This is a genomic window from Streptosporangium sp. NPDC001681 (assembly GCF_040298085.1).
GTDB lineage: Bacteria > Actinomycetota > Actinomycetes > Streptosporangiales > Streptosporangiaceae > Streptosporangium.
The window spans coordinates 20,653-41,585 of sequence record NZ_JBEOZN010000021.1 but is presented as its reverse complement, the minus strand read 5'-3'; the positions used below and the strand labels follow the sequence as shown (position 1 = coordinate 41,585).

Below are 20,933 nucleotides of genomic sequence, written 5' to 3'. Positions count from 1 at the left end.
GATCCCGAGGAGTCAACGATGCCTTTCTCTTTCAACCCGGACCTCATGCCGGTGTTCGCCGCATCGGCCGCGACCGGGGCAGAACCAGTCCACGCCGCACGCGACGACGTCGCTGCCCTTCGCGCGATCGGGGAAGCCGGCCTCACCATGATCCGCAGCACGCAGGATCCGCACGCGGAGGTCGCGCGCACCGACATCTCCCTGCGCACGTTCGACGGCGAGCTGATCGGGGCCCGCTGGTACACGCCCGCGACTCCGAGCGCCAACCCGGGAGGCAGCGTCGTCTACCTGCACGGCGGCGGCATGATCATTGGCTCGGTCGAGTTGTATGACGGCACCGTCGCCGCCTACGTTGCTGACAGCGGCGTGCCCATGCTCGCGATCGGCTACCGGGTCGCTCCGGAACACCCCCATCCCGCACCGGTCGAAGACGCATTCGCCGGACTGGTCTGGCTGCGCGACCACGCCGGGGAGCTCGGTATCGATGCCGACCGCATCGCGGTGATGGGCGACAGCGGGGGCGGGGGCGTCGGTGCCGGTCTCGTTCTCCTGGCCAGGGATCGCGGCGTGGCGGTCGCACGGCAAATCCTCATCTACCCGATGATCGACGATCGCAACACAGTTCCGGATCCGCACCTGGTCCCGTTCGCGGGGTGGAGCTACGACGACAACTACACGGGATGGCACGCACTCCTCGGCGACGCGGTCGGGGGTCCCGACACTCCCGCCACGGCCGCCGCAGCGCGAGCACACGACCTGGCGGGACTGCCTGCCTCCTATCTCGAGGTCGGCGAGCTCGACATCTTCCGCGACGAAACCATCGAGTACGCTCGGCGTCTCGCCAACGCAGGCACGTCGGTCGAGCTGCACGTCCACCCAGGATGCCCGCACGGCTTCGACACGATCGCACCCGACGTCGCCGTCGTGCAGCGGTCCCGTGCGGACCGCATCCGCGTGCTTTCGAGCTTCTAGTCCGCACCCGATGAAACGCGCAAGTGTCTACGTCCAGGTGTCCGCGTTGATCCTGACCGCGAACCCGCCGGATACCTGGCCCTCTACGACTTCCATTTCCAGGTCGGGTGATGAGTCAGCGCGAGGGCACGTCGGACCGCGCACGCAGGCTTGCCTTGGTGACCTTCCCTGTCGCGGTCCGCGGCAGTTGGTCGAGAAAGACCACATGGTCGGGAACCTTGAACCCGGCGATACTGGCACGCGCGTGATTTCGTATGGCCTCCTCGTCGGCATCGTGCCCTGGCCGAAGAAGGACATATGCCTTGGGCCGCTCGCCCCATTTCTCGCTGGAATACCCCACAACCGCCACATCCAGGACAGCAGGATGCGAGCTGATGGCGTTCTCGACCTCGACCGTCGAGATGTTCTCCCCACCCGAGATGATGATGTCCTTGGCGCGATCCTTGATCTCCAGGTAGCCGTCGGCGTGCATCACACCAAGGTCACCGGTGTGGAACCAGCCCCCAGCGAATGCGGCCTCCGTCGCCTCAGGGTCATTGAAGTAGCCAAGCATGACATTGTTCCCCCGAAGGACGACTTCGCCGATGGTGACGCCGTCTCGCGGAGTATCGACCAAGTTCTCATCCACCACTCGCGCCAGATCTGCCTGAACCATCGCCACACCCTGCCGCGCGACCTTCTTCGCCCTGAGTTGCGGGGTCAGCAGATCCCACTCTTCTTGATACTCGCAAACCGTGTACGGCCCGTACACCTCAGTCAGACCGTAAACGTGCACCACCTGGATTCGCAGCGACTCCAGTTGCTCCAACAGCGTCGGTGTCGGTGGGGCGCCGGCAACGGTGAGCCGGAGATCTCGTTCGATCGTGTGGGCTTCCGGTGCGTCGGCGATGGTGCTGCAGACGGTTGGCGAGCCACACAGGTGCGTTGCACCCAGTTCATCGATAGCCCGCCAGATCGGGCCAGACTGCACGGCGCGCAGGCATACGTGTGTTCCCGCTGCCGCGGTCACGGCCCAAGCCATGCACCATCCGTTGCAGTGGAACAGGGGCAGTGTCCACAGGAACACCGAAGCCGAGGTGAGGCCAGTGTGATGGGCCTCGCCCAGGGCATTCAGGTAGGCGCCGCGGTGGGTATACATCACACCCTTGGGAGCGCCGGTCGTGCCCGACGTGTAGTTGATCGAGATCACCGACTGTTCATCATCGACATCCCACAGGAGATCGGTACCGGCATTCGGAGAGGTCACGCCCCGTTCAACGAAAGAGTCGAAGGAAACTTGCCCATATTGGAGTCCACTCTCGGCGAGGCCGAACTCCGGATCCGGGATCTCAACGATCTGTGTGAGCGATGGCAGTTCGGCTGCGTACTCAGCGACGGATCCGGCCAACTGGGCATCGACAAAGAGCACGGCCGCCGCCGAGTGGCTCAGGATCACCTGCACCTCGGTCGCCGCCAGGCGCGAGTTGATCGCAACGAGAACTCCTCCTGCCAGAGGCACCGCGAAATGGGCAATGAGGAGTTCTGGAATGTTGGGGGCGAGGAACGCGACGCGGTCGCCTGGGCGTATCTCTGCGCGAATCGCACGAGCCAAGCGTTCGGTCTCGCGGAGAAAATCGCAATAGCGATATATTCGCCGTCCGTAGATGATGGCATGCTTTTGTGGATACACCTCGGCCGCACGGCGGAGGAAGCCGAGTGGCGTGAGTGGTGTGTAGTTCGCGTGATGTGCGGATGGCGACGTCATTGTGGTCTCCTTGCGTTCTTCCAGCTTCGCGGGATATCAACCACGCTAGGTGAACGCAGTGGTTGCCGCCACCATCCAAAGGAGGTAGGCGAATGTTGCCTTTGACTGCGGACATCGATTACGAGATGCGTCTTTTGGCGCGCGCCGTCACGGCGATGAAGTCGAGAGCTCAATTTGTCGTGGCCTTTGGTGGCATCACTGCAGATGGGCGGGCGCCGCTTTCTTCCTACGCTGGCACTGTTGGAACCAGCGTGCACGGACTTGTGATCGAACCCTGCGAGGGTCTCGGCGGGCAAGCCCTCCAGACTCGCAAGCCGGTGTCCGCAATCGACTACCAGCGAACAAGATCGATCACGCGTCGGTACGAGCGAGAGGTGAACGCCGAGGGAATCGTGACGCTGATGGCGATTCCTGTTCTTGTTGAGGGCGAGGTCCGCGCCGTGCTCTATGGTGGCCATCGGGTCGCCACCCAGTTGGGGAATGACACCGTGAGCTCCGCGATGAAGATTGCCCGGAATCTGAGTTGGGAGATGTCGGTCCACGACGAGGTGAAGCGACGTGTTGAGGCCGCGCAAGGCGAGCGCGTCACCGGCATCGCGCCGTCGGCGGACACCTCGAGTCGAGTACGTGAGATCCGCGAGCAGTATGCGGAACTGAGGGCGATCGCTCAATCGATCGATGACGCCGAACTCCGGCTGCGCATCGAGCAGGTCGGTGCTGTACTGATTGGCCGGCCTGAAAGGCGAGATGAGGCCTTGCCTCGCTTGACGCCGCGAGAGGTCGACGTGCTCGCGATTGTGGCGCTCGGGCAACGTAATGCGCAGGTGGCGCATCGCCTCGACCTCGAGGAGAGCACGGTGAAGGCGTATCTCGCATCGGCAATGCGAAAGCTGGGAGCGAGCAGCCGGTTCGACGCAGTCTTGAAGGCTCGCTCCATACACGCCATTCCCTAGCTGGCTTGCCGAGGGCAGCAAGCGAAGGGCGTGAGTGCGCTGGTCGACTTGACCGCAAGCGTCCACTTGAGTGCGGGAGTCAGCGCGCATCCATTCGGCGGGCGCACTCGCGCTGCGAGCAACAGGCGGCGTGTGGTCGCCGGCTGCCGGATCCTCGGCATTTCACCACCTGGTCGCCCCTTGCCTGTGACCGGCTCAACTGTGGGGGATGACGGGAATGATCAGCCGCGAGGGATGAGCGAGGTCGTGGAAGACTTGCTGCGTCGCTACCACCGGTATTGTCGAATCGTTGAAGGAATTCGCACCCATATTGTTGTTGGGCAGGAAGAGCGGAAAGTTGCTCGACGAAACCTGCAGACGAATGGAATGGCCGGGCTGGAAGAAGTAGCTGGTCGGCGACAGCTCGATGGTCAATCTTTGTACAGAACCCGGTTCAACCAGACCTGGCTGATCCTCGCGAAATCTCAGCCGCGTGACTCCGTCGCAGACGTTGGTCGACGAACCATCGGTGCTAACGTCGGTCATCTTTGCCGTGAAATCCGTGTCAACCGCGGATGTCGAGGCAAACAATTCGACCGCGACCGGGCCTGTCACCTCGACACCATCAACGAATGGTGCGCTGGTGAATACCAGGACATCCCCTCGTGACTCGACCTCCGCCTGGTCGACGATGCCCGGGGTTGAGACGATGCCGAGAAACGTGCCGCCCGCGGAAGGGACCGGATCTGCGGGGTCATATTGGAACGTGTCGGGGACGACATCCGTCGAGGGGCTGTCGACGAGGCGCCCACCCCCGCGCACGGAGTTCGCCGGGGCCTCGGATGTCAGGTAGAGATTGGTCCAGTTGGTTCGCGCGAGGGGCCACTCCCACTCATCCCGCCAGATGTTGGCGCGCTGAATGTAGATACTGATCGGCGCCTCGGATTCGACGCCGTTCGACTCTCCCTTGAGATAGCGGTCGAACCACCGCGTCGTCAGGTCCACCTCGGGCGAGTACGACATCTCCCCGATGGCGAGCGTGTCGTGCACTCCCGCGAGAGGAGGCACCCACTCACCGACGGGTGCAGCAGACCCCATGTGCGTGAACGGCGAGATCACAATGCGCTGAGGTGCAGAACTGTTCTTCCGTGCGGTCACAAAGTTCCGCAGCGCTCCCCGGATGAACAAGTCGTGCCAGCCGATTGTATGGAGACCCGGCACATCCAGCGTCCTCGTCGCGTCCTCGTAGTCGACCAGGGTCCAGAACGGGTCCGACGGGTCATCGTGGGCCGCCCATCGAGTCAGCCATGGCAGGTGTTCCCCGAGCAGCGCCGCTGTCTCAGCGGGGCGGCCGGCCAAGTCGATGAACGCAGTTGCTTGCGCAGCCATGGCGTTCGCCATCGCAACGAACACCTCCATTCGCCGGTCATCGTCGCCGTCTGAAAAGCTCATGAGTTCGGCTACGAGGTCAGCGGAGCCTGGATTTGTCAATTCGAGGAGGGCTGGATCGCTGACTGCTCGGCCGGTCCTCTTCAGCTGATCTGGAAGGATCTGGTTGGCCGCCCAGCCCAAGAGGACATCCGGCTGGACGATCCCTCGCCCGTAATAGCCGAAGCCGTCGAATACGCGCCCCGTCGACCCTGCGAAGATTGCCTTCACCGCAGGGTGGTGGTTCGCGGCCGCGAGCCACGTGGTCATGCCCAGCGCGGAGGTACCGGTCAATCCGACGGCGCCGTTCGACCAGGGCTGCGCGATGAGCCATTCGATCGTGTCCCACGCATCCGCACGATCGTTCTCCGCGAGGGCGAAGATGCCGTCTGAGTCGTGAGAGCCACGGACGTCCTGTATAAGGATCGCGTATCCGGCCTTCGCCGTTGTGAAGCCGAGCTCGTCCAAGGGGGTGAGGCCGCCGCGCGCGCCGTAGGGTGTGCGCATGATGAGCGCAGGCCGAGGCTCGACATCCGCGGGATAGAAGATCAGACTGGCCAATTCGACGCCGTCCCGCATGGGCACACGCAGATACTGCCTCACGACGTCGTCCTGCGTCGTCTCCTCAACGACGCGCGCAGGCCGACCCGAGGGACCGACGACGTCAACATTCGGGTTGAGATCGGTCATGATGTTCTCCTCTTCGTCGAAGACTTGCGTTCTCCTGTGCGGCCGAGTCTGGCGCCGAAAGAACCGGGAGAATACCGACGAAAGGAGGTAGGCCGTCTTGAGCATGCTGACTCCAACAGTGGACGCCGCGTACGCTGAGACGCTCCGCGGCCGGGGCGCCCTGCGAGCTTGACGTCGTTCCCGGCGCCCCACATGCATTCGAGCAGCTCGCCGACGAATTGCCCTTCTCACATTCCTACCTACTCCGCATCGTCGGCTCGCTCGGCCCGCACCCTGATACATAGGGCGGTCCAGCTCACTGTTCTGGGGTCAGGCATCCGTCGATGACGAAGTCTGCGCCTGCGACGCGGCTAGGGCCTGTACGGACTTCGGATCTTCAAACGGGTTGAAGGCTTCGGATCCACAAGATGGCCCCGCGTAGATGAAGGCCGGAGAGGTAGCTCTGGGGGGTCTTGTCAAAAGCGGAAGGCCAGCCCGCGCCATTCTTTGATCCGGTTGATGCAGCGTTCGGCCGTGTTGCGCTGCTTGTAGAGATCTGGATCATGGCTGACCGGGCAGCCACCGCGCGAGCCGCGTTTCTTGCGGTTGGCCGCCTGATCGGTCTTCTCCGGGATGACGGCCTTGATGCGGCGCCGGCGCAGATAGGTGCGGTTGCCGCAGGAGGAATAGGCCTTGTCGGCGGCCACCGCGCCCGGGCGGGTGCGCGGGCGTCCGACGGGCAGGCGGATCTTGATACGGGCCAGGACGGCGCGGAACTGCGGGCTGTCGCCGGCTTGGCCTGGGGTGAGGATGTAGGACAGCGGACGGCATCGCCGGTCGGCCGACAGATGGACCTTGCTGGTCAGCCCGCCCCGCGAGCGGCCCAGCCTGGCCACCTTCAGCCGAATCCGGCGCCGCAGTCGTAACCGCCGGCGTTCGCCCTGATCCCCGTCTTCGTCTCCACCTTCGCCGGGGCTGCCGTCTTGGGGGTTTTGCCCCTTTGGCGCAGCCCCTTTTCCTGTTCGGCGGCCTCTTCCAGCGCCGTGACCAAGTTCGCCGTCCAGGGCCATCCCGGCGGCGTGGTGGTGGGCACGGGCCGTGGTGGAGTCCACGCTGACCAGGTCGAGGTCGGCCTGCCCGCGGGCCGCGGCCTCGGCGATCACGGCCTGCATCAGATGCTCGAAGACGCCCGTCGTGGCCCATGAGCGGAATCTGTCGTAGACGGTGGACCACGGCCCGTACTCGGCGGGCAGATCCCGCCACGGGCTGCCGGTGCGAAACCGCCACATCACGGCGTTGAACCGCTGCCGCAGGTCCGGGATCGGGCCTCGCTCACCCAGGTGAGGCTCGATCAAGGACCATTCCTCGTCGGTGAGGTCTCCACGCGCCATGGCGATGGCCTACCAGGATTGCGGGCCATGCGCAGGCGAATCCCTCTGATCTCAACTCCGTACAGGCCCTAGACCGGCCCCCCACGCGGCACCACCCGCGTCTCACACCTGACCCGACTCGCCACCGATCTCGGCCTGGCCGCCTGATGCGAATCGGCCAACAGAGTCTCGAAGGCGCGGGAGTCATCCCGGTCTGTGAGACGGGCACGCGTCGATGGACCGAGAGCAGGGAGGAGGGGTTTCACGCCCTGCGGCACCATTTCGCGAGCGTTCTCCTGGCGGACGGCGTCGATATCCGCAGCCTCGCCGAGTTCCTCGGCCACGAGGACCCCGGGTTCACACTGCGGACCTACACGCACTTCATGCCGTCGGGGGAGGTAGCGCATGCGAAAGGCCGTCGAGCGTGCCCTCGGCGGAGGGACGGTCAACGGCCTTTCACAAGAGACCTGAGTGCCCTGTATGTGCCCTGGCGGTTCAACCGTCAGCGTTTACGCAGGTCACAGCCTTAACCGATCAGACGTCGTAGTAGAGCTCGAACTCGTGCGGGTGGGGGCGCAGGCGGATCGGGTCGATCTCGTTCTCCCGCTTGTAGGAGATCCAGGTCTCGATCAGGTCCGGCGTGAACACGCCGCCCTCAAGCAGGTACTCGTGGTCGGCCTCCAGGGCCGCGAGCACGTCCGTCAGCGAGCCGGGGACCTGCGGGATGTTACGGGCCTCCTCGGGGGGAAGCTCGTAGAGGTCCTTGTCGACCGGCTCGACCGGCTCGATCTTGTTGCGGATGCCGTCGATGCCGGCCATGAGCTGGGCGGCGAAGGCGAAGTACGGGTTGCACGACGGGTCCGGGACACGGAACTCGATGCGCTTGGCCTTCGGGTTGGAACCCGTGATCGGGATGCGGATGCACGCCGAGCGGTTGCGCTGGGAGTAGACCAGGTTGACCGGGGCCTCGTAGCCGGGCACCAGGCGGTGGTAGGAGTTCACCGTCGGGTTGGTGAAGGCCAGCAGCGACGGGGCGTGCTTGAGCAGGCCGCCGATGTAGTAGCGGGCGGTGTCGGACAGGCCCGCGTAGCCGACCTCGTCGTAGAAGAGCGGCGCGCCGTCCTTCCAGAGCGACTGGTGGCAGTGCATGCCGGAGCCGTTGTCACCGAAGATCGGCTTGGGCATGAAGGTGACCGTGTGGCCGTGCTCCAGGGCCGTGCTCTTGACGATGTACTTGTACAGCATCAGGGTGTCGGCGGCCTTGAGCAGCGTGTTGAACCGGAAGTCGATCTCCGCCTGGCCGGCCGTGCCCACCTCGTGGTGCTGCATCTCGACGTCGATGCCCGCGTCGATAAGGCGGCGCACCATCTCCGAGCGCAGGTCGGTGAAGTGGTCCATCGGCGGGACCGGGAAGTAGCCGCCCTTGAAGCGCGGCTTGTAACCGAGGTTGCCGCCGTCCTGGGCCTTGCCGCTGTTCCAGGCGCCCTCGATCGAGTCGATGTAGTAGTAACTCGCGTGCGCGTTGGTCTCGAACCGCACGTCGTCGAAGATGTAGAACTCGGCCTCGGGGCCGAAGTAGACCGTGTCGGCGATGCCGGTGCCCTTCAGGTACTCCTCCGCCTTGCGGGCGACGTTGCGCGGATCGCGGCTGTAGGCCTCGCCCGTCAGCGGGTCGTGCACGAAGAAGTTGATGTTGAGCGTCTTGTGCTGCCGGAACGGGTCGAGCACGGCCGTGGACGGGTCGGGCAGCAGCAGCATGTCCGACTCGTGGATGGCCTGGAAACCGCGGATCGACGAGCCGTCGAACATGAGACCGTCGGTGAAGACGCCGGCTCCGAAGTTCTCCGAAGGGAACGTGAAGTGGTGCGTCGTCCCCGGCAGGTCGGTGAACCTGACATCGACGAACTGCACCCCTTCGTCCTTGATGAACTTCAGGACGTCGTCGGCGGAGTTGAACACGCGAACCTCCCATGGGGCACGGGCTATCAGAGCGAAAGTATGCCTGCGCCGTTACCGCCCCGTGTCTCGTTTGTTTCACTCGTGTTAAGCGAAAGTCGCCTTCACGCTAGTTCTCGGACCCCGCCTGGGCAGGTATACCGAGCCTTCCTTTGCCCGGTTTTGCCGGATTTTCACGTGTCCGACTCCAGCACCCTGCACTCCTCCGAGGGCTCCTCCTCAAGCGAGTAGGGGTCCACGGGCGGGCCGTCGGGTTTTACTTCGTCGGGGGGCGAGTCCGGGTAGAACGGGTGTACGAAGGCGTCGTCGACGTCGCATCGGGCCGGGGCGACACGCCCGCCGTTCCAGCCGCTGACCCAGAAGCGCAGCCGGCCGCCGTCCCGCCACGCGTCCAGCGCGCCGATGTTGTGCGAGACGAGCCTGGTCAGGGTGTCCGGCCGGCCCGGCCGCTGGATCGCGTACACGAACAGGTAGTTGACCTTGATCCGGACACCCCTGAGACCGTTCTCCCTGAAGGTCGACAGCCGGGCTTTGCCGTGAACCTTGACGGTCTCGCCGACGAGTTCGGCGCTCTTCGGGGCCAGGCTGAGCACCCACCTCCGGCTGTAGTACCCGCGCTTTTCGTCGGGGCGCTTGAGCCCGTTGACGAACGGCTCGCGCTGCTCGGGGTCCAGCAGCCGGATCAGCTTGTTCGGCCTGCCGCCCAGCAGCACCTTCCGGTCCAGGTGTGAGGCCGCCAGGAGCTCTTTCGTGTGCCGCAGGGCCGCGGACACCTCCTTGCGGCTCAGTCCGCCGAGCGCCCGAGGCTCCGGCATGACCAGTCCCTTGGCGCCGTTGGCGTACTTCTGGGCGGGTGAGCCGTCGAAGGGGGAGACCTTCACCGGCTTCACCGGCGCCTTCTCGGTGGCCTCGGTCGTCGGGCCCGCGAGCGGCCCGGCGTCGGAGCCCGCGAACCCCGCGAAGACCGAGGCGCGGATCCGCGCGACGGCGTCGGGCCGGTAGACGACGAATCCCCCGGCCGCCGCCACCAGGACGGCCACCGCGACCGCGGCCCACCGCCGCCTGCGGCGACGCCTGAGGCGGGGCTGCCGTGCCCACTCCTGTTCGGCGATCTTGGTCATCCGCTTGCGTTCCCGCACGCTGATCTGAGCCGTGAGCGTCTTGAACCGCTCGTCGATGTCGTCGTTGTCAGGCACGGGGGCTCCGGGGGGAATGTGCTTGTTGAGATGCCGACACATATGATCTACGGCTTTCGCCCTGTATTGCCAGCCGGTCCGGGCGAGTACGGGGGCGGTACCCGGGGCGGCTACCGTTGGGGCATGAGCAGCAAGCAGCCGCGTTGGACCCAGACCTGGCTCGGTGGCGTCAGGTCGGCCGGAGTCGACCTCGGGTATCCGGGGGAGCGGCTCGGGCTGCCCGCGGAGGGCAGCGGCTCGGTGGCCGGATTCGGCCGCAGGCTCGGCGCCATCGTGGTCGACTGGCTGATCTGCACCTGGGCCATCACCCAGGGGCTCCTGCGGATCGACCCCGCTCATTCGGCCTGGGTCCCGATCCTGGTCCTGGCCACCGAATACCTCCTGCTGGTGGGCACCATGGGGATGACCTTCGGGATGCGCCTGTTCGGCATCAGGGTCGCCGCGCTCGGCGGCGGCCGCCCCGGGTTCGTCTCCGTGCTGGTACGGACCGTCCTGCTCTGCCTGGCCCTGCCCGCCCTCATCTGGGACCGCGACCAGCGGGGCCTGCACGACCGTGCGGCGAACACCGTGGTCGTACGCCTCTGAGGCGTTCCCACGCCCGCAGCCGATTCCTTTTCCCTCCGGCGGCCGTCATAACGGCGGGCGCCCGCGCCGGGCGGGCCGCGGTATGGGAGGAATGTCGTTGTGATCAAGGAAGAGGCGGGCCCGGAGGAGAGCGCGGTCCTGGCCGCCGCGCTGGCGGGTGACGAGCCGGCGTTCGGCACGCTCGTCGAGAGGTACCGGCGGGAGCTGCGGGTGCACTGCTACCGGATGCTCGGCTCCTTCGAGGAGTCGGAGGACCTGGTGCAGGAGACGTTCCTGCGCGCCTGGCGCAAGCGGGAGAGCTTCCAGGGGCGCTCTACCTTCAGGGCCTGGCTCTACCGGATCGCGACCAACGCCTGCCTGGACTTCCTCGACCGCCACCCGCGCCGCCCACGCCCGCGTGAAGCGCCGGTGCTGGCCACTCCAGGCGTGTCCGCACCGTCGCCGACCGAGGTCTTCTGGTTGCGTCCGTACCCGGACCGGCTTCTGGAGCCGCCCGCCCCCGCCGGCGCCGAGCCGGACGCCGAGGTGGTCGCCAAGGAGACGATCGAGCTGGCGTTCCTGGTCGCCATCCAGCACCTGCCTCCCCGGCAGCGGGTGGTGCTGATCCTGCGCGACGTGCTCGGCTGGTCGGCGCAGGAGGCCGCCGCGCTGCTGGAGGTGAGCGTCGCGGCGGTGAAGAGCGCCCTGCAGCGGGCCCGGTCGACGATGCGGGAGCACCTGCCCGCACAGCGCCTGGAGTGGGCGCCCTCCTCGGATCCGACCGAGGAGGAACGCGCGGCGCTGCGACGCTACATGGACGCCGTCGAGCAGGCGGATCCCGAGGTCCTGGCCGGGGTGCTGCGCGCGGACGCCTGGCAGGCCATGCCGCCGGCCCCGATCTGGATCCTGGGCGGGGAGGCGATCGTCGAGGCGTGGCGCCCGGCGATGATCGGCCCCGAGGCGTGGGGCGACTGGCGCGTCCTGCCCACCCGTGCCAACCGGCAACCCGCCGCGGCGGCCTACCTCAGGCGTCCGGGCGAGTCCGAGTACCAGGGCTCGTGGCTCGGCGTCCTGCGGGTCGAGGGCGGGCTGGTGACCCAGATCACCACCTTCGGCGCCGAGGTCTTCCCGGCGTTCGGCCTCCCCTCGACGCTGTGACGGGCGTCGGCGAGGACCCGCCCCTCTCCTTGGCCGGGCGGTTCGGGCCGTCGTTCCGGGTACGGACGGTCGTCGTCGAGCCCGGCGGCTCGCTGGACCGGGCCGAAGCCGAATGGCGGGACGCGATCGTCCTGCTTGAGCGCGGACGGATCGAGCTCGTCTGCTCCGACGGTGATCGCCTGGCCTTCCGGCGCGGCGACGTGCTGTGGCTGGACGGGCTGCCGGTGCGAGCCCTGCACAATCCGGGACGGGAACCCGCCGTCCTGCTCGCGATCTCCCGCAGGCCCGGGCGTCGCTGAGTCCCGGGCTCGGCGGGACAGGGGCCGGACTTCCGAGAACCAACCCCCCGGAGCGATTCCTTTTGCCGCCTCCGGCCGTCGTAACGGTCACACACTGGATCACGGAAGGGAAGATCATGAGCGATATGCAGAAGCTGGTCCAGGAGGCGGCCGACAGGCTCGTGGAGTCCGGGACCGAGCGGGGCCTGCAGGTCGCCGTGTACCGGCACGGCGACCTGGTGGTCGACGTCGTCGCGGGTGTCGCCGACCCGGCCACCGGGCGTCCCGTCACGCCGGACACGCCGTTCTACAGCGCCTCGACCGGCAAGGGCGCCACCTCGACCGTGGTGCACGTGCTCGTGGAGCGGGGCGTTCTCGGCTACGACACGCCGATCGTCGAGCTGTGGCCTGAGTTCGGCGCCCATGGCAAGGAACGTGCGACGGTGCGGCACGCCCTGACCCACTCGACGGGCGTGCCCGGCGTGCCCGCCGGGACCACGCCCGAGGACCTGTGCGACTGGGACGGGATGTGCGCGGCGATCGCCGATGCCAAGCCCTGGTGGGAGCCGGGCACCAAGACCGGCTACCACCCCCAGTCGTTCGGTTACCTCATCGGGGAGATCGTCCGCCGGAGCACCGGCAGGCCGATCTCGCAGGTCCTGCGGGAGGAGGTCGCCGGGCCGCTCGGGGTGGCCGGTGAGCTGTTCTTCGGCGTCCCGGAATCCGAGCTGGGCAGGCTGGCCCGGCTGGAGGACGCGCCGAGCGACTTCGAGTTCGAGATGTCCGCGGAGATGTTCGCCGACATACCGTTCTTCAGGGTGGTGGACGGCTACACGGCGGCGCCGATGGCGGCGATGCCGGATGCCGGTTTCGGCAACCGCGCCGATGTGCTGACCTCCGACATCCCGGCGGGCGGCACCATGTCCGCCCGTGCCGTGGCCCGCATGTACGCCGCTCTGCTGGGCGAGGTGGACGGCGTCAGGCTCGTCTCGCCGGAACGGCTGCGAGAGATCACCGAGGTGGCGATCACCGGGGTGGACGAGGTCACCGGCACTCCGGTCACCAGATCCCTCGGGTACGCCATCGGCGCCACCGAACTGCTCGACGCCCCCACCCTGTTCGGGATGGCAGGCAGCGGTGGCTCGGCCGCCTACGCCGACACGGCCACCGGGATCGCGATCGCCATGACCAAGAACCTGGTCTCCGCCGGTGACTTCGGCACCTTCGATGAGATCGGCCGGATCGTCATGAACGCCGGCCGCTAGGCCCGCGTTCCCGGCCGGTCCGGGACGACCGCCCGCGCATTGGATCTCACCTGGCAGCCGACCTGTGACGATCTCCGGCGTGCGGGAAAGGAGGCCGGGGTGCCATCCGTGTCGCGGGCACACGGGTGCCGCCCCGGCCGCCGGGCGCGGCTACCGGACGCAGGTGAAGATCGCGGTGCCGGGCAGGTGGCGGCCGCGCAGCGGGCTCCAGCCGCCCCACTCGCGGTCGTGGCCCGGCGGCCACTCGGGCTCGGTCAGGTGCCGCAGCACCAGCCCGGAGGCGGTGATGAGGTGGACCCAGTCGGCCATCGTGCGATGGTGCTCGACATAGGACGGACGCCCGTCCTCGCCGATCTCCACGTACGCGGAGCGGTCGAAGTAGGAGCGGTCGGAGGTCAGCCCGGCGGGGCCGGGGTCGTCGGGGAAGGCCCAGCGGACGGGGTGGCTCACCGAGAAGACCAGGCGGCCCCCGGGGCGCAGCACCCGGCGGACCTCGGCGAGGACGGCTCCGGCGTCGGCCACGAACGGCAGCGCGCCGTAGGCCGAGCAGGCCAGGTCGAACGCCCCGTCGGCGAAGGGCAGGACCTCGGCGTCCGCCTGGACCACGGGGAGCGCGGCGCCCGCGTCCAGATCGATCCGGCGCGAATGCTGAAGCTGGCGGAAGGACAGGTCGAAGGCGGCGACCCTGGCGTCCTGGCCGGCCAGCCAGCGCCCGCACTGCCCGGCACCGCAGCCGATCTCCAGCACGTCCTTGCCCGCGACATCGCCCAGCAGGCGGGCGTCGGCCTCGTCCAGCCCCTCAGGACACCAGACGAACCCGGAGTCGCGCAGGAACTCCCCGTGCTCGGCCTGGTACTCGTCGGCGGCGCCGTCCCACCAGCCGCGGTTGGCCCGGGAGGTGGCCGCGGCGTCCACCCGGTGGCGGCCCACCCCGGCGGAGCCCATCAGCGCATCTTCGGGCGGGGCATCTTCGCGCCGCGCGGCAGCGGGCCCTTGGGCATCGGCAGCGTCTGCGGCAGGGCCTTCAGCCGGTTGTTGATCTCGTACAGGGCGGGCTTCTTGAGGTTGCGGGGCAGCTTCATCAGGTGCCGCTGCAGCTTGGCCAGCGGGATCTGCCCCTCGCCGTCACCGGACTGGATGTCGTAGACGGGCACGTCCAGCGCGACTCGCTGGACGCGCTTCTTCTCGGCGACCAGCATCTTCTGCACCCGGCTGCCCGGCCCCTCCGAGACCAGGATGATGCCCGGGTAGCCGACCACGCGGTGCACGATGTCCTGGTCGCGGGTGACCGCGACGGCCGGGGTGACCTCCCAGTTGCCGCGCATGCCCTGCAGGATCGCGGCGGCGGCGCCGACCTGCCCGTGCAGCATGGAGTACTGCGCCTTCTGGGCGAGCTGGCCGAACACCACCAGTCCGACGGTCAGGGCCAGCAGGATCCCGATGAAGAGCAGGTACCAGAACCAGCCCGTGACCAGGCCGATCACCACGAACAGCGCGAGCGTGCCCAGCGCCGAGGCGTAGACGATCGGCATCCCCTTGGGGTTGGCCTCCTTGATGATCTTCGAGATCATACGGAGTTGCTTGATGCGCCCCGGGCGCTCTGAGTCTTCGGGCTTCTTGGCCATGTTCTGAAGGATACAAATCCATGGCTCAAGAAGTGAAAACGTGACCTGCCCGGTGCCGGTTCCGGCACCGGGGCCGAAGGCCGCGGAGTGCCGGAAAGGCCGGTACCGCCGGGAGAGACGATCCTGCCGACTTTTACCTGGACTACCCGGTCACGGTCTTCCCGGTGAGGGTGACGGAGTCGTAGGACCAGTCGGTTTGACGCGCTCCCGGGGCTGAAGCCCGGGGATTCCGCCTGTGCCGCACATGCTCATGCGGCACTGGCGTATGAATGTTCGGCAAACTGCGAGACGACCTGGGCCCCGCCCACTTCGCCGGCGTGGACGGCACGGAGAACCCCGCGCCGTCCTGGTCTCCTACGCCTGGCGGGTCGAGCGGCGACCGGCGGCTCGGGTAGGTCCGGCGGCGGCACCGTTGAAAAAGGCGGGCACCTCCGGCGTCCCAACCGGAGGAACCCCGCTCGCGAGCGGGGTTCCTCCGGTTTCCACAGCCCGTGAGGCCGGGCCGCTCAGGCGTGCTGGCGGGCCTCGACCGCCTGCTTGTACAGGCGGCCCGCCCGGTAGGAGGAGCGAACCAGCGGCCCCGACAGGACCCCGGCGAAACCGATGGCCTCCGCCTCCTTGCCCAGCTCCACGAACTCCTCCGGCTTCACCCAGCGGTCGACGGGGTGGTGGCGCGGGGTGGGCCGCAGGTACTGGGTCACGGTGAGCAGGTCGCACCCGGCCTCGTGCAGGTCGCGCATGGCCTGGACGACCTCCTCGCGATCCTCGCCCATGCCGAGGATCAGGTTGGACTTGGTCACCAGGCCGGCCTGGCGGGCCTTGGTGATCACTTCCAGGGAGCGCTCGTAACGGAAGGCGGGCCGGATGCGCTTGAAGATCCGCGGCACGGTCTCGACGTTGTGCGCGAACACCTCGGGCCTGGCGGAGAAGACCTCCTCCAGCTGGGCCTGGTCGCCGTTGAAGTCGGGCACCAGCAGCTCGACGCCGCAGCCGGGCAGCAGCGCGTGGATCTGCCGCGCGGTCTCCGCGTACAGCCACGCGCCGCCGTCGGGCAGGTCGTCGCGGGCGACACCGGTCACGGTCGCGTAGTTGAGGCCCATCTGCCGCACCGAGTCGGCCACGCGGCGCGGCTCGTCGGTGTCGTACGCCTTGGGCTTGCCGGTGTCGATCTGGCAGAAGTCACACCGCCGGGTGCACTGGTCGCCGCCGATGAGGAAGGTGGCCTCGCGGTCCTCCCAGCACTCGGAGATGTTGGGGCATCCGGCCTCCTGACAGACCGTGTGCAGCCCTTCGCGTTTGACCAGCGCCCGCAGCTCGGTGTGGTTCGGGCCCGTCCTGAACCTGGTCTTGATCCATTCGGGCTTCTTCTCGATGGGGGTCTCGGCGTTGCGGACCTCCAGGCGGAGGAGCTTGCGCCCTTCGGGTGCGACGGTCATGCGAGCTCCTTCGTCGGTCGAGGGACCGAGGTGTTACACGTCGAGGTGGGGTAAATGTCATCACGCTCGCTCACCTGTCCAGCTTATGTCCCACCGCGAGCCGCGAGGCCCCGGGGTTCAGCGCCGGAACAGGTCCTCCTCGGGTAACTCGAAGGCCCGCGCGCCGAGCGCCTCCGCCAGGTGCTTCTCGGCGTACGGCAGGACCTCGTCGACGACGATCCGCCGGCCGGTCTCGGCGGACAGCGAGGAGACCCCGGCGTCGCTGATGCCGCACGGGACGATCCGGTTGTACCAGCTCGGGTCGTTGGAGCAGTTGAGCGCGAACCCGTGCATCGTGACGCCGCTCGAGACCCGGATGCCGATGGCCCCGACCTTCCTGTCCGGCAGGCCGTGCGAGGGGTCTCCGGCCACCCAGACGCCGCCACGCCCCTGGACTCGGCCCGCCTGCACCCCGAAGTCGGCGCAGACGGCCACCAGGGTCTCCTCCAGGAGCCTCACGTAGGCGTTCACGTCGAGCGGGCCGCCGAGCCTGACGATCGGGTAGCCGACCAGCTGGCCGGGACCGTGCCAGGTGATCCGGCCGCCCCGGTCGACCTCGACGACGGGAGTGCCGTCGGAGGGCCGCTCGTGCGGCGCGGTTCGTTTTCCCGCCGTGTAGACCGGTGCGTGCTCGAGCATCAGGCAGGTGTCGGGAATCTCCTCGGCCACGCGGCGTGCGTGGATGCGCCGCTGAAGATCCCAGGCCTGCTCATAGGGGAAGTCAACGCCAAGACGGACGATTGCCAGGTCACTCACGTCTCAAGAGTAGTTGACCCGTTCGTGGTCACGACGTGAGAAGCCGAGGCTCGATGCGGAACTCCTTGGCCCCGCCGGCCCCGTCGTGCTCGACCTTGTAGGCGTAGGCGCCCGGCTGCACGCTGACGGCCTGGATGAACTCGGTGCCCACGTAGTGCAGCGCCACGCCCTCGTCCGCCGCGTAGCCCCCCGGCAACTCGCCTGAGGCCACCGCCTCGTGCAGCAGCGCGCGGCGCTGCGGGTCGGAGTCGTAGTGGACGCCGCACGAGTGGGGCAGCAGGCCCAGGCCGTCGGACCACACCCGCAGCGCCGGGCCGAAGGAGTCGGTGTTGCCGCCCACGTGCCAGCAGAGCGCCCCGGCGCTCTGGCCGCTCAGCACCACGCCGGCCCGCCACGCCTCCTCGAAGATCTCGTCCAGGCCGTGCAGCCGCCACAGGGCCGCCAGGTTGGCCACGCTGCCGCCGCTGACGTAGATGACGTCCTGGCTGAGCACCCACTCGCGCGGATCCTCGACGTTGGGCATCGGGAACACGGTCAGGTGGCTGACCTCGACGTCCCACTCGCGGAAGGCGCCGTACATCTTCAGCAGCCAGTCGGAGTCGTCGCCGGTGGCGGTGGCGAGCAGGCCCAGCTTCGGCCGGTCCTGGCCGGTCAGGTCGAGGGCGTACCGCAGCAGCGCGCTCGCCTCTATGAACCCGTAGCGCTCGGACGGGCGGAACGAACCGCCTCCGATGGCAACGATGTGAGACTGCCCAGAACTACGCATACATGACCTCTTCGACGGCTTTGGCGGAAACAGGGACCCTAGAGTACGGCGGCCAGCGCCTCACTGAGGCGCGTATGCCGGAACGTGTAACCAGACTCCAGAAGGCGCCGGGGCAGCACCCGCTGCCCGGTCAGCACCCCCTCCTCCGCGAACCCCCCGATGGCCGTGCGCAGCGCGAATCCGGGTACGGCGAGCGGCATGGTGGGCCGGTGCAGGGCCTTCCCGAGCGTCCTGGTGAACTCCGCGTTGGTGACCGGCTGCGGCGCGGTGAGGTTGACCGGGCCCGAGATCTCCGGGTCGTCCAGGATGTGCAGTACGGCGTGCACCCAGTCGTCGATCGATATCCAGGACCAGTACTGCTCTCCCGAGCCCAGGGGCGCTCCCAGCCCCAGCTTGAAGATCGGCAGGATCTTCGCCAGCATGCCGCCCGCGCCGCTCAGCACCAGGCCGGTACGGAGCCGGGCCACCCGGATGCCCGCCTCCTCGGCGGGTACCGTCTCGGCCTCCCAGGGCACCACCACCTCCCGTGAGAGGAATCCCTCGCCCGGTGGGGCCGTCTCGTCCACCTCGCGGTCCCCGGTGTCCCCGTAGTAGCCGATCGCGGACGCCGACAGCAGCGTCGGGGGCCTGTCCGGCAGCTCCGTCAGCGCTTTCACCAGCGTCCTGGTCCCCTCGACCCGGCTGCGGACCAGTTCGCGCTTGACGTCGTCGTTCCAGCGCCGGTCGCCGATCCCCGCCCCGGCGAGATGGACCACGGCCCGCGCGCCCTGCAGGGCCGCCGGGTCGATGAGCCCTTTGCCCGGGTTCCAGAACGCCTCGTCGACGCCCTGCGGCGCCCGCCGTACCAACCTGACCACCCGGGTGTCGTCGGCCCGCAGAGCCTTGACCAGAGCCGATCCAAGCAGGCCAGAGGACCCGGTCACGATGATCGCCATGTTGTCCAATCTAGTCGACCTCCCCTGCGATCCTCGGGAGGCCGGGGTCACCGGATGCGTCGGGAGCGAAAGACGGGTGCCGGAGAGCCGCTGAGAGAAAGACGCACGGAGAGGAGCACATGGACTGGGCGCTGCGCGGCGGCAAGGGAGACTTCGGGGGGCACCTTTGATGGAGCCGGCTGGGGCGCTCTCGCTCGTCGCCGCCGTCCTCGCCATGAGACTCTCTCCCGCGGCTCGGTAGCGGCGGCTGGAAACGGCCGTCAACAGCCTGTCTGCCGCCGGCCGGACGCCGGATCTCCGGCGTATCCCGCTCATAAACGGACCGGGCCGGTCCGCGGAGAGCGGACCGGCCCGGGGAGGCGGAACGGTGACTAGGCGTTGAGGCCCAGCTGGTTCTCGAAACGGCCCTCCTCCAGGCGACGCTTGATCGTCGTCAGGAAGCGGGCGGCGTCGGCGCCGTCGACCAGGCGGTGGTCGTAGCTGAGCGCGAGGTAGACCATCGAGCGGACGGCGATGACCTCGCCCTCGGCGGTGTCCAGGACGACCGGGCGCTTGACGACCGCGCCGGTGCCCAGCATGCCGACCTGCGGCTGGTTGAGTATCGGCGTGTCGAACAGCGCGCCCCGGCTGCCGGTGTTGGTCAGCGTGAACGTGCCGCCGCCGAGCTCGTCCGGGCTCACCTTGTTGGTGCGGGTGCGCTCGGCCAGATCGGCGATCTTACGGGCCAGCCCGGCGATGTTGAGGTCGCCCGCGTCCTTGATCACCGGGACGATCAGGCCGCGCTCGGTGTCCGTCGCGAAGGCCAGGTGCTCGGCGTCGAAGTAGGTGACCTCGTTGGTCTCGCTGTTGATCGTGGCGTTCAGCTTCGGGTGCTGCTTGAGCGCCTCGATCGTGGCGAGGGCGAAGAACGGCATGAAGGAGAGCTTGACGCCCTCACGCCGCTGGAACTCGGCCTTCGCGCGGTCGCGCAGCTGCGCGATCTTGGTGACGTCGACTTCGACCACGGTGGTGAGCTGGGCCGAGACCTGCAGCGACTCGACCATGCGCTTGGCGATGGTCTGGCGCAGCCGCGACATCTTCTCGGTGCGCCCGCGCAGCGTGGTGTCCACCGCGACCGGCTCGGGAGCCTGCGCGGGGGCGGCCGCCGGAGCCGGGGCGGCGGCCTGCGGGGCCGGGGCCTGGGCCGCCGCGGCCCGCTCGCGCTGGTCGCGGGCCGCTTCCAGCACGTCCTGCTTGCGGATGCGACCGCCGACGCCGGTGCCGTTCAGCGAGTCGAGGTCGACGCCGTGCTCGCTGGCGAGCTTGCGCACCAGCGGGGTGACGTACGGGCTCTCACCGGCGGGCTCGGCGGCCGGTGCCGTCGCGATCGGGGACGGCGGCGCGGCCGGGGGGGTCTGGACGGCCTGGAGGGCCGGTGCCGGTGCCGGGGCCGGCGCGGGAACGGGGGCCTGCGCCGGGGCGGGGGCCTGCGGGGCGGGCTGCGGGATCGAGGAGACCGGCTGTGCCTGCTGCTGGGGGACCGGCTCGGGCTCGGGCTCCGGCTCGGGGGCCGCCTCCTGCGCCGGGGCGGCGCCCTCGGTGCCGTTCTCGTCGATGACGGCGAGCTCGGCGCCGACCTCGACTGTCTCGTCCTCGGCCACCACGATCTTCGTGAGGATGCCCGCGGCCGGAGACGGGATCTCGGTGTCGACCTTGTCGGTGGAGACTTCGAGAAGCGGCTCGTCGGCCTCGACGCGCTCGCCCTCCTTCTTCAGCCAACGGGTGACGGTGCCCTCCGTGACGCTCTCACCGAGCTGGGGCATCTGTACGGACTTCGGCATTGGTGTCTTCTCTCGCGTTCCGAG

18 protein-coding genes and 1 pseudogene are annotated in these 20,933 nt (G+C 68.2%); 7 read left to right on the top strand and 12 right to left on the bottom strand.

Going from position 1 to position 20,933, the window contains the following annotated elements:
• Nucleotides 1–18 precede the first annotated feature (18 nt).
• Nucleotides 19–972, top strand: coding sequence for an alpha/beta hydrolase (locus ABT130_RS12735; RefSeq protein ID WP_350955297.1), 954 nt, complete (start codon nt 19–21; stop codon nt 970–972).
• A 115-nt stretch (nt 973–1,087) separates the two neighbouring features.
• On the opposite strand, the gene ABT130_RS12730 is transcribed toward ABT130_RS12735, so the two are convergent.
• Nucleotides 1,088–2,716, bottom strand: coding sequence for an AMP-binding protein (locus ABT130_RS12730; RefSeq protein WP_350927902.1), 1,629 nt, complete (start codon nt 2,714–2,716; stop codon nt 1,088–1,090).
• A 92-nt stretch (nt 2,717–2,808) separates the two neighbouring features.
• Between ABT130_RS12730 and ABT130_RS12725 the strand changes: the two genes are divergently transcribed.
• On the top strand, nt 2,809–3,669 hold the full coding sequence (locus ABT130_RS12725) for a LuxR C-terminal-related transcriptional regulator (RefSeq protein WP_350955295.1): 861 nt from the start codon (nt 2,809–2,811) through the stop codon (nt 3,667–3,669).
• Between the two features lie 195 nt (nt 3,670–3,864).
• Here the strand turns inward: ABT130_RS12725 and ABT130_RS12720 are convergent, their stop codons facing one another.
• Both ABT130_RS12720 and ABT130_RS12715 read right to left on the bottom strand, forming a co-directional pair.
• A complete protein-coding gene (locus tag ABT130_RS12720; RefSeq protein ID WP_350927898.1) occupies nt 3,865–5,871 on the bottom strand; it encodes a CocE/NonD family hydrolase in 2,007 nt (668 codons plus the stop codon).
• 271 nt (nt 5,872–6,142) lie between these two features.
• Nucleotides 6,143–7,136 (bottom strand): annotated as a pseudogene (locus tag ABT130_RS12715) (IS5 family transposase).
• A gap of 146 nt (nt 7,137–7,282) precedes the next feature.
• Between ABT130_RS12715 and ABT130_RS12710 the strand changes: the two are divergent.
• Nucleotides 7,283–7,645, top strand: coding sequence for a tyrosine-type recombinase/integrase (locus ABT130_RS12710; RefSeq protein ID WP_350955293.1), 363 nt, complete (start codon nt 7,283–7,285; stop codon nt 7,643–7,645).
• Nucleotides 7,646–7,649: 4 nt separating this feature from the next.
• On the opposite strand, the gene glnA is transcribed toward ABT130_RS12710, so the two are convergent.
• Nucleotides 7,650–9,074, bottom strand: a complete 1,425-nt coding sequence (gene glnA / locus ABT130_RS12705) for a type I glutamate--ammonia ligase (protein ID WP_350927894.1) — start codon at nt 9,072–9,074, stop codon at nt 7,650–7,652.
• A 170-nt stretch (nt 9,075–9,244) separates the two neighbouring features.
• Nucleotides 9,245–10,267 (bottom strand): hypothetical protein, encoded by a 1,023-nt coding sequence (locus tag ABT130_RS12700; protein ID WP_350955291.1) that lies wholly within the window; start codon nt 10,265–10,267, stop codon nt 9,245–9,247.
• 123 nt (nt 10,268–10,390) lie between these two features.
• Between ABT130_RS12700 and ABT130_RS12695 the strand changes: the two genes are divergently transcribed.
• From ABT130_RS12695 to ABT130_RS12680, 4 genes are all read left to right on the top strand, one after another.
• Entirely contained in the window at nt 10,391–10,852 is a 462-nt protein-coding gene (locus ABT130_RS12695; RefSeq protein ID WP_350955289.1) for an RDD family protein, read from the top strand.
• A gap of 99 nt (nt 10,853–10,951) precedes the next feature.
• Complete coding sequence (locus tag ABT130_RS12690; protein WP_350927888.1) at nt 10,952–11,989, top strand: RNA polymerase subunit sigma-70; 1,038 nt, start codon at nt 10,952–10,954, stop codon at nt 11,987–11,989.
• Nucleotides 11,986–12,288, top strand: a complete 303-nt coding sequence (locus tag ABT130_RS12685; protein WP_350955287.1) for a cupin domain-containing protein — start codon at nt 11,986–11,988, stop codon at nt 12,286–12,288. Before ABT130_RS12690 ends, ABT130_RS12685 begins: the two co-directional genes overlap by 4 nt.
• A gap of 116 nt (nt 12,289–12,404) precedes the next feature.
• The gene (locus tag ABT130_RS12680; RefSeq protein ID WP_350955285.1) at nt 12,405–13,532 is read left to right on the top strand and encodes a serine hydrolase domain-containing protein; all 1,128 of its coding nucleotides are present in this window, start codon (nt 12,405–12,407) and stop codon (nt 13,530–13,532) included.
• Between the two features lie 150 nt (nt 13,533–13,682).
• Here the strand turns inward: ABT130_RS12680 and ABT130_RS12675 are convergent, their stop codons facing one another.
• The 7 genes from ABT130_RS12675 to sucB form a co-directional block, all read right to left on the bottom strand.
• Nucleotides 13,683–14,477, bottom strand: coding sequence for a class I SAM-dependent methyltransferase (locus ABT130_RS12675; protein ID WP_350955283.1), 795 nt, complete (start codon nt 14,475–14,477; stop codon nt 13,683–13,685).
• A complete protein-coding gene (locus tag ABT130_RS12670) occupies nt 14,477–15,157 on the bottom strand; it encodes a DUF4191 domain-containing protein (protein WP_350927880.1) in 681 nt (226 codons plus the stop codon). The genes ABT130_RS12675 and ABT130_RS12670 overlap by 1 nt, the downstream gene beginning before the upstream one ends.
• 506 nt (nt 15,158–15,663) lie before the next feature.
• On the bottom strand, nt 15,664–16,593 hold the full coding sequence (gene lipA / locus ABT130_RS12665; RefSeq protein ID WP_350927878.1) for a lipoyl synthase: 930 nt from the start codon (nt 16,591–16,593) through the stop codon (nt 15,664–15,666).
• 117 nt (nt 16,594–16,710) lie between these two features.
• The gene (gene lipB, locus ABT130_RS12660; RefSeq protein WP_350927876.1) at nt 16,711–17,388 is read right to left on the bottom strand and encodes a lipoyl(octanoyl) transferase LipB; all 678 of its coding nucleotides are present in this window, start codon (nt 17,386–17,388) and stop codon (nt 16,711–16,713) included.
• A gap of 28 nt (nt 17,389–17,416) precedes the next feature.
• Nucleotides 17,417–18,154, bottom strand: coding sequence for a Type 1 glutamine amidotransferase-like domain-containing protein (locus tag ABT130_RS12655; RefSeq protein ID WP_350955281.1), 738 nt, complete (start codon nt 18,152–18,154; stop codon nt 17,417–17,419).
• 38 nt (nt 18,155–18,192) lie between these two features.
• Nucleotides 18,193–19,089, bottom strand: a complete 897-nt coding sequence (locus tag ABT130_RS12650) for a TIGR01777 family oxidoreductase (RefSeq protein ID WP_350955279.1) — start codon at nt 19,087–19,089, stop codon at nt 18,193–18,195.
• Between the two features lie 371 nt (nt 19,090–19,460).
• A complete protein-coding gene (gene sucB, locus ABT130_RS12645; RefSeq protein ID WP_350955277.1) occupies nt 19,461–20,909 on the bottom strand; it encodes a 2-oxoglutarate dehydrogenase, E2 component, dihydrolipoamide succinyltransferase in 1,449 nt (482 codons plus the stop codon).
• Between the last annotated feature and the right edge of the window lie 24 nt (nt 20,910–20,933).

Excerpts from the sequence above, each read along its gene's own strand:
- lipA (WP_350927878.1), bottom strand. The coding sequence starts at position 16,593 with ATGACCGTCGCACCCGAAGGGCGCAAGCTCCTCCGCCTGGAGGTCCGC.
- ABT130_RS12680 (WP_350955285.1), top strand. The coding sequence starts at position 12,405 with ATGAGCGATATGCAGAAGCTGGTCCAGGAGGCGGCCGACAGGCTCGTG.
- ABT130_RS12710 (WP_350955293.1), top strand. The coding sequence starts at position 7,283 with ATGCGAATCGGCCAACAGAGTCTCGAAGGCGCGGGAGTCATCCCGGTC.
- ABT130_RS12655 (WP_350955281.1), bottom strand. The coding sequence starts at position 18,154 with ATGCGTAGTTCTGGGCAGTCTCACATCGTTGCCATCGGAGGCGGTTCG.
- ABT130_RS12650 (WP_350955279.1), bottom strand. The coding sequence starts at position 19,089 with ATGGCGATCATCGTGACCGGGTCCTCTGGCCTGCTTGGATCGGCTCTG.
- ABT130_RS12720 (WP_350927898.1), bottom strand. The coding sequence starts at position 5,871 with ATGCTCAAGACGGCCTACCTCCTTTCGTCGGTATTCTCCCGGTTCTTT.
- ABT130_RS12730 (WP_350927902.1), bottom strand. The coding sequence starts at position 2,716 with ATGACGTCGCCATCCGCACATCACGCGAACTACACACCACTCACGCCA.
- ABT130_RS12735 (WP_350955297.1), top strand. The coding sequence starts at position 19 with ATGCCTTTCTCTTTCAACCCGGACCTCATGCCGGTGTTCGCCGCATCG.
- sucB (WP_350955277.1), bottom strand. The coding sequence starts at position 20,909 with ATGCCGAAGTCCGTACAGATGCCCCAGCTCGGTGAGAGCGTCACGGAG.
- ABT130_RS12670 (WP_350927880.1), bottom strand. The coding sequence starts at position 15,157 with ATGGCCAAGAAGCCCGAAGACTCAGAGCGCCCGGGGCGCATCAAGCAA.
- ABT130_RS12675 (WP_350955283.1), bottom strand. The coding sequence starts at position 14,477 with ATGGGCTCCGCCGGGGTGGGCCGCCACCGGGTGGACGCCGCGGCCACC.
- ABT130_RS12695 (WP_350955289.1), top strand. The coding sequence starts at position 10,391 with ATGAGCAGCAAGCAGCCGCGTTGGACCCAGACCTGGCTCGGTGGCGTC.
- ABT130_RS12725 (WP_350955295.1), top strand. The coding sequence starts at position 2,809 with ATGTTGCCTTTGACTGCGGACATCGATTACGAGATGCGTCTTTTGGCG.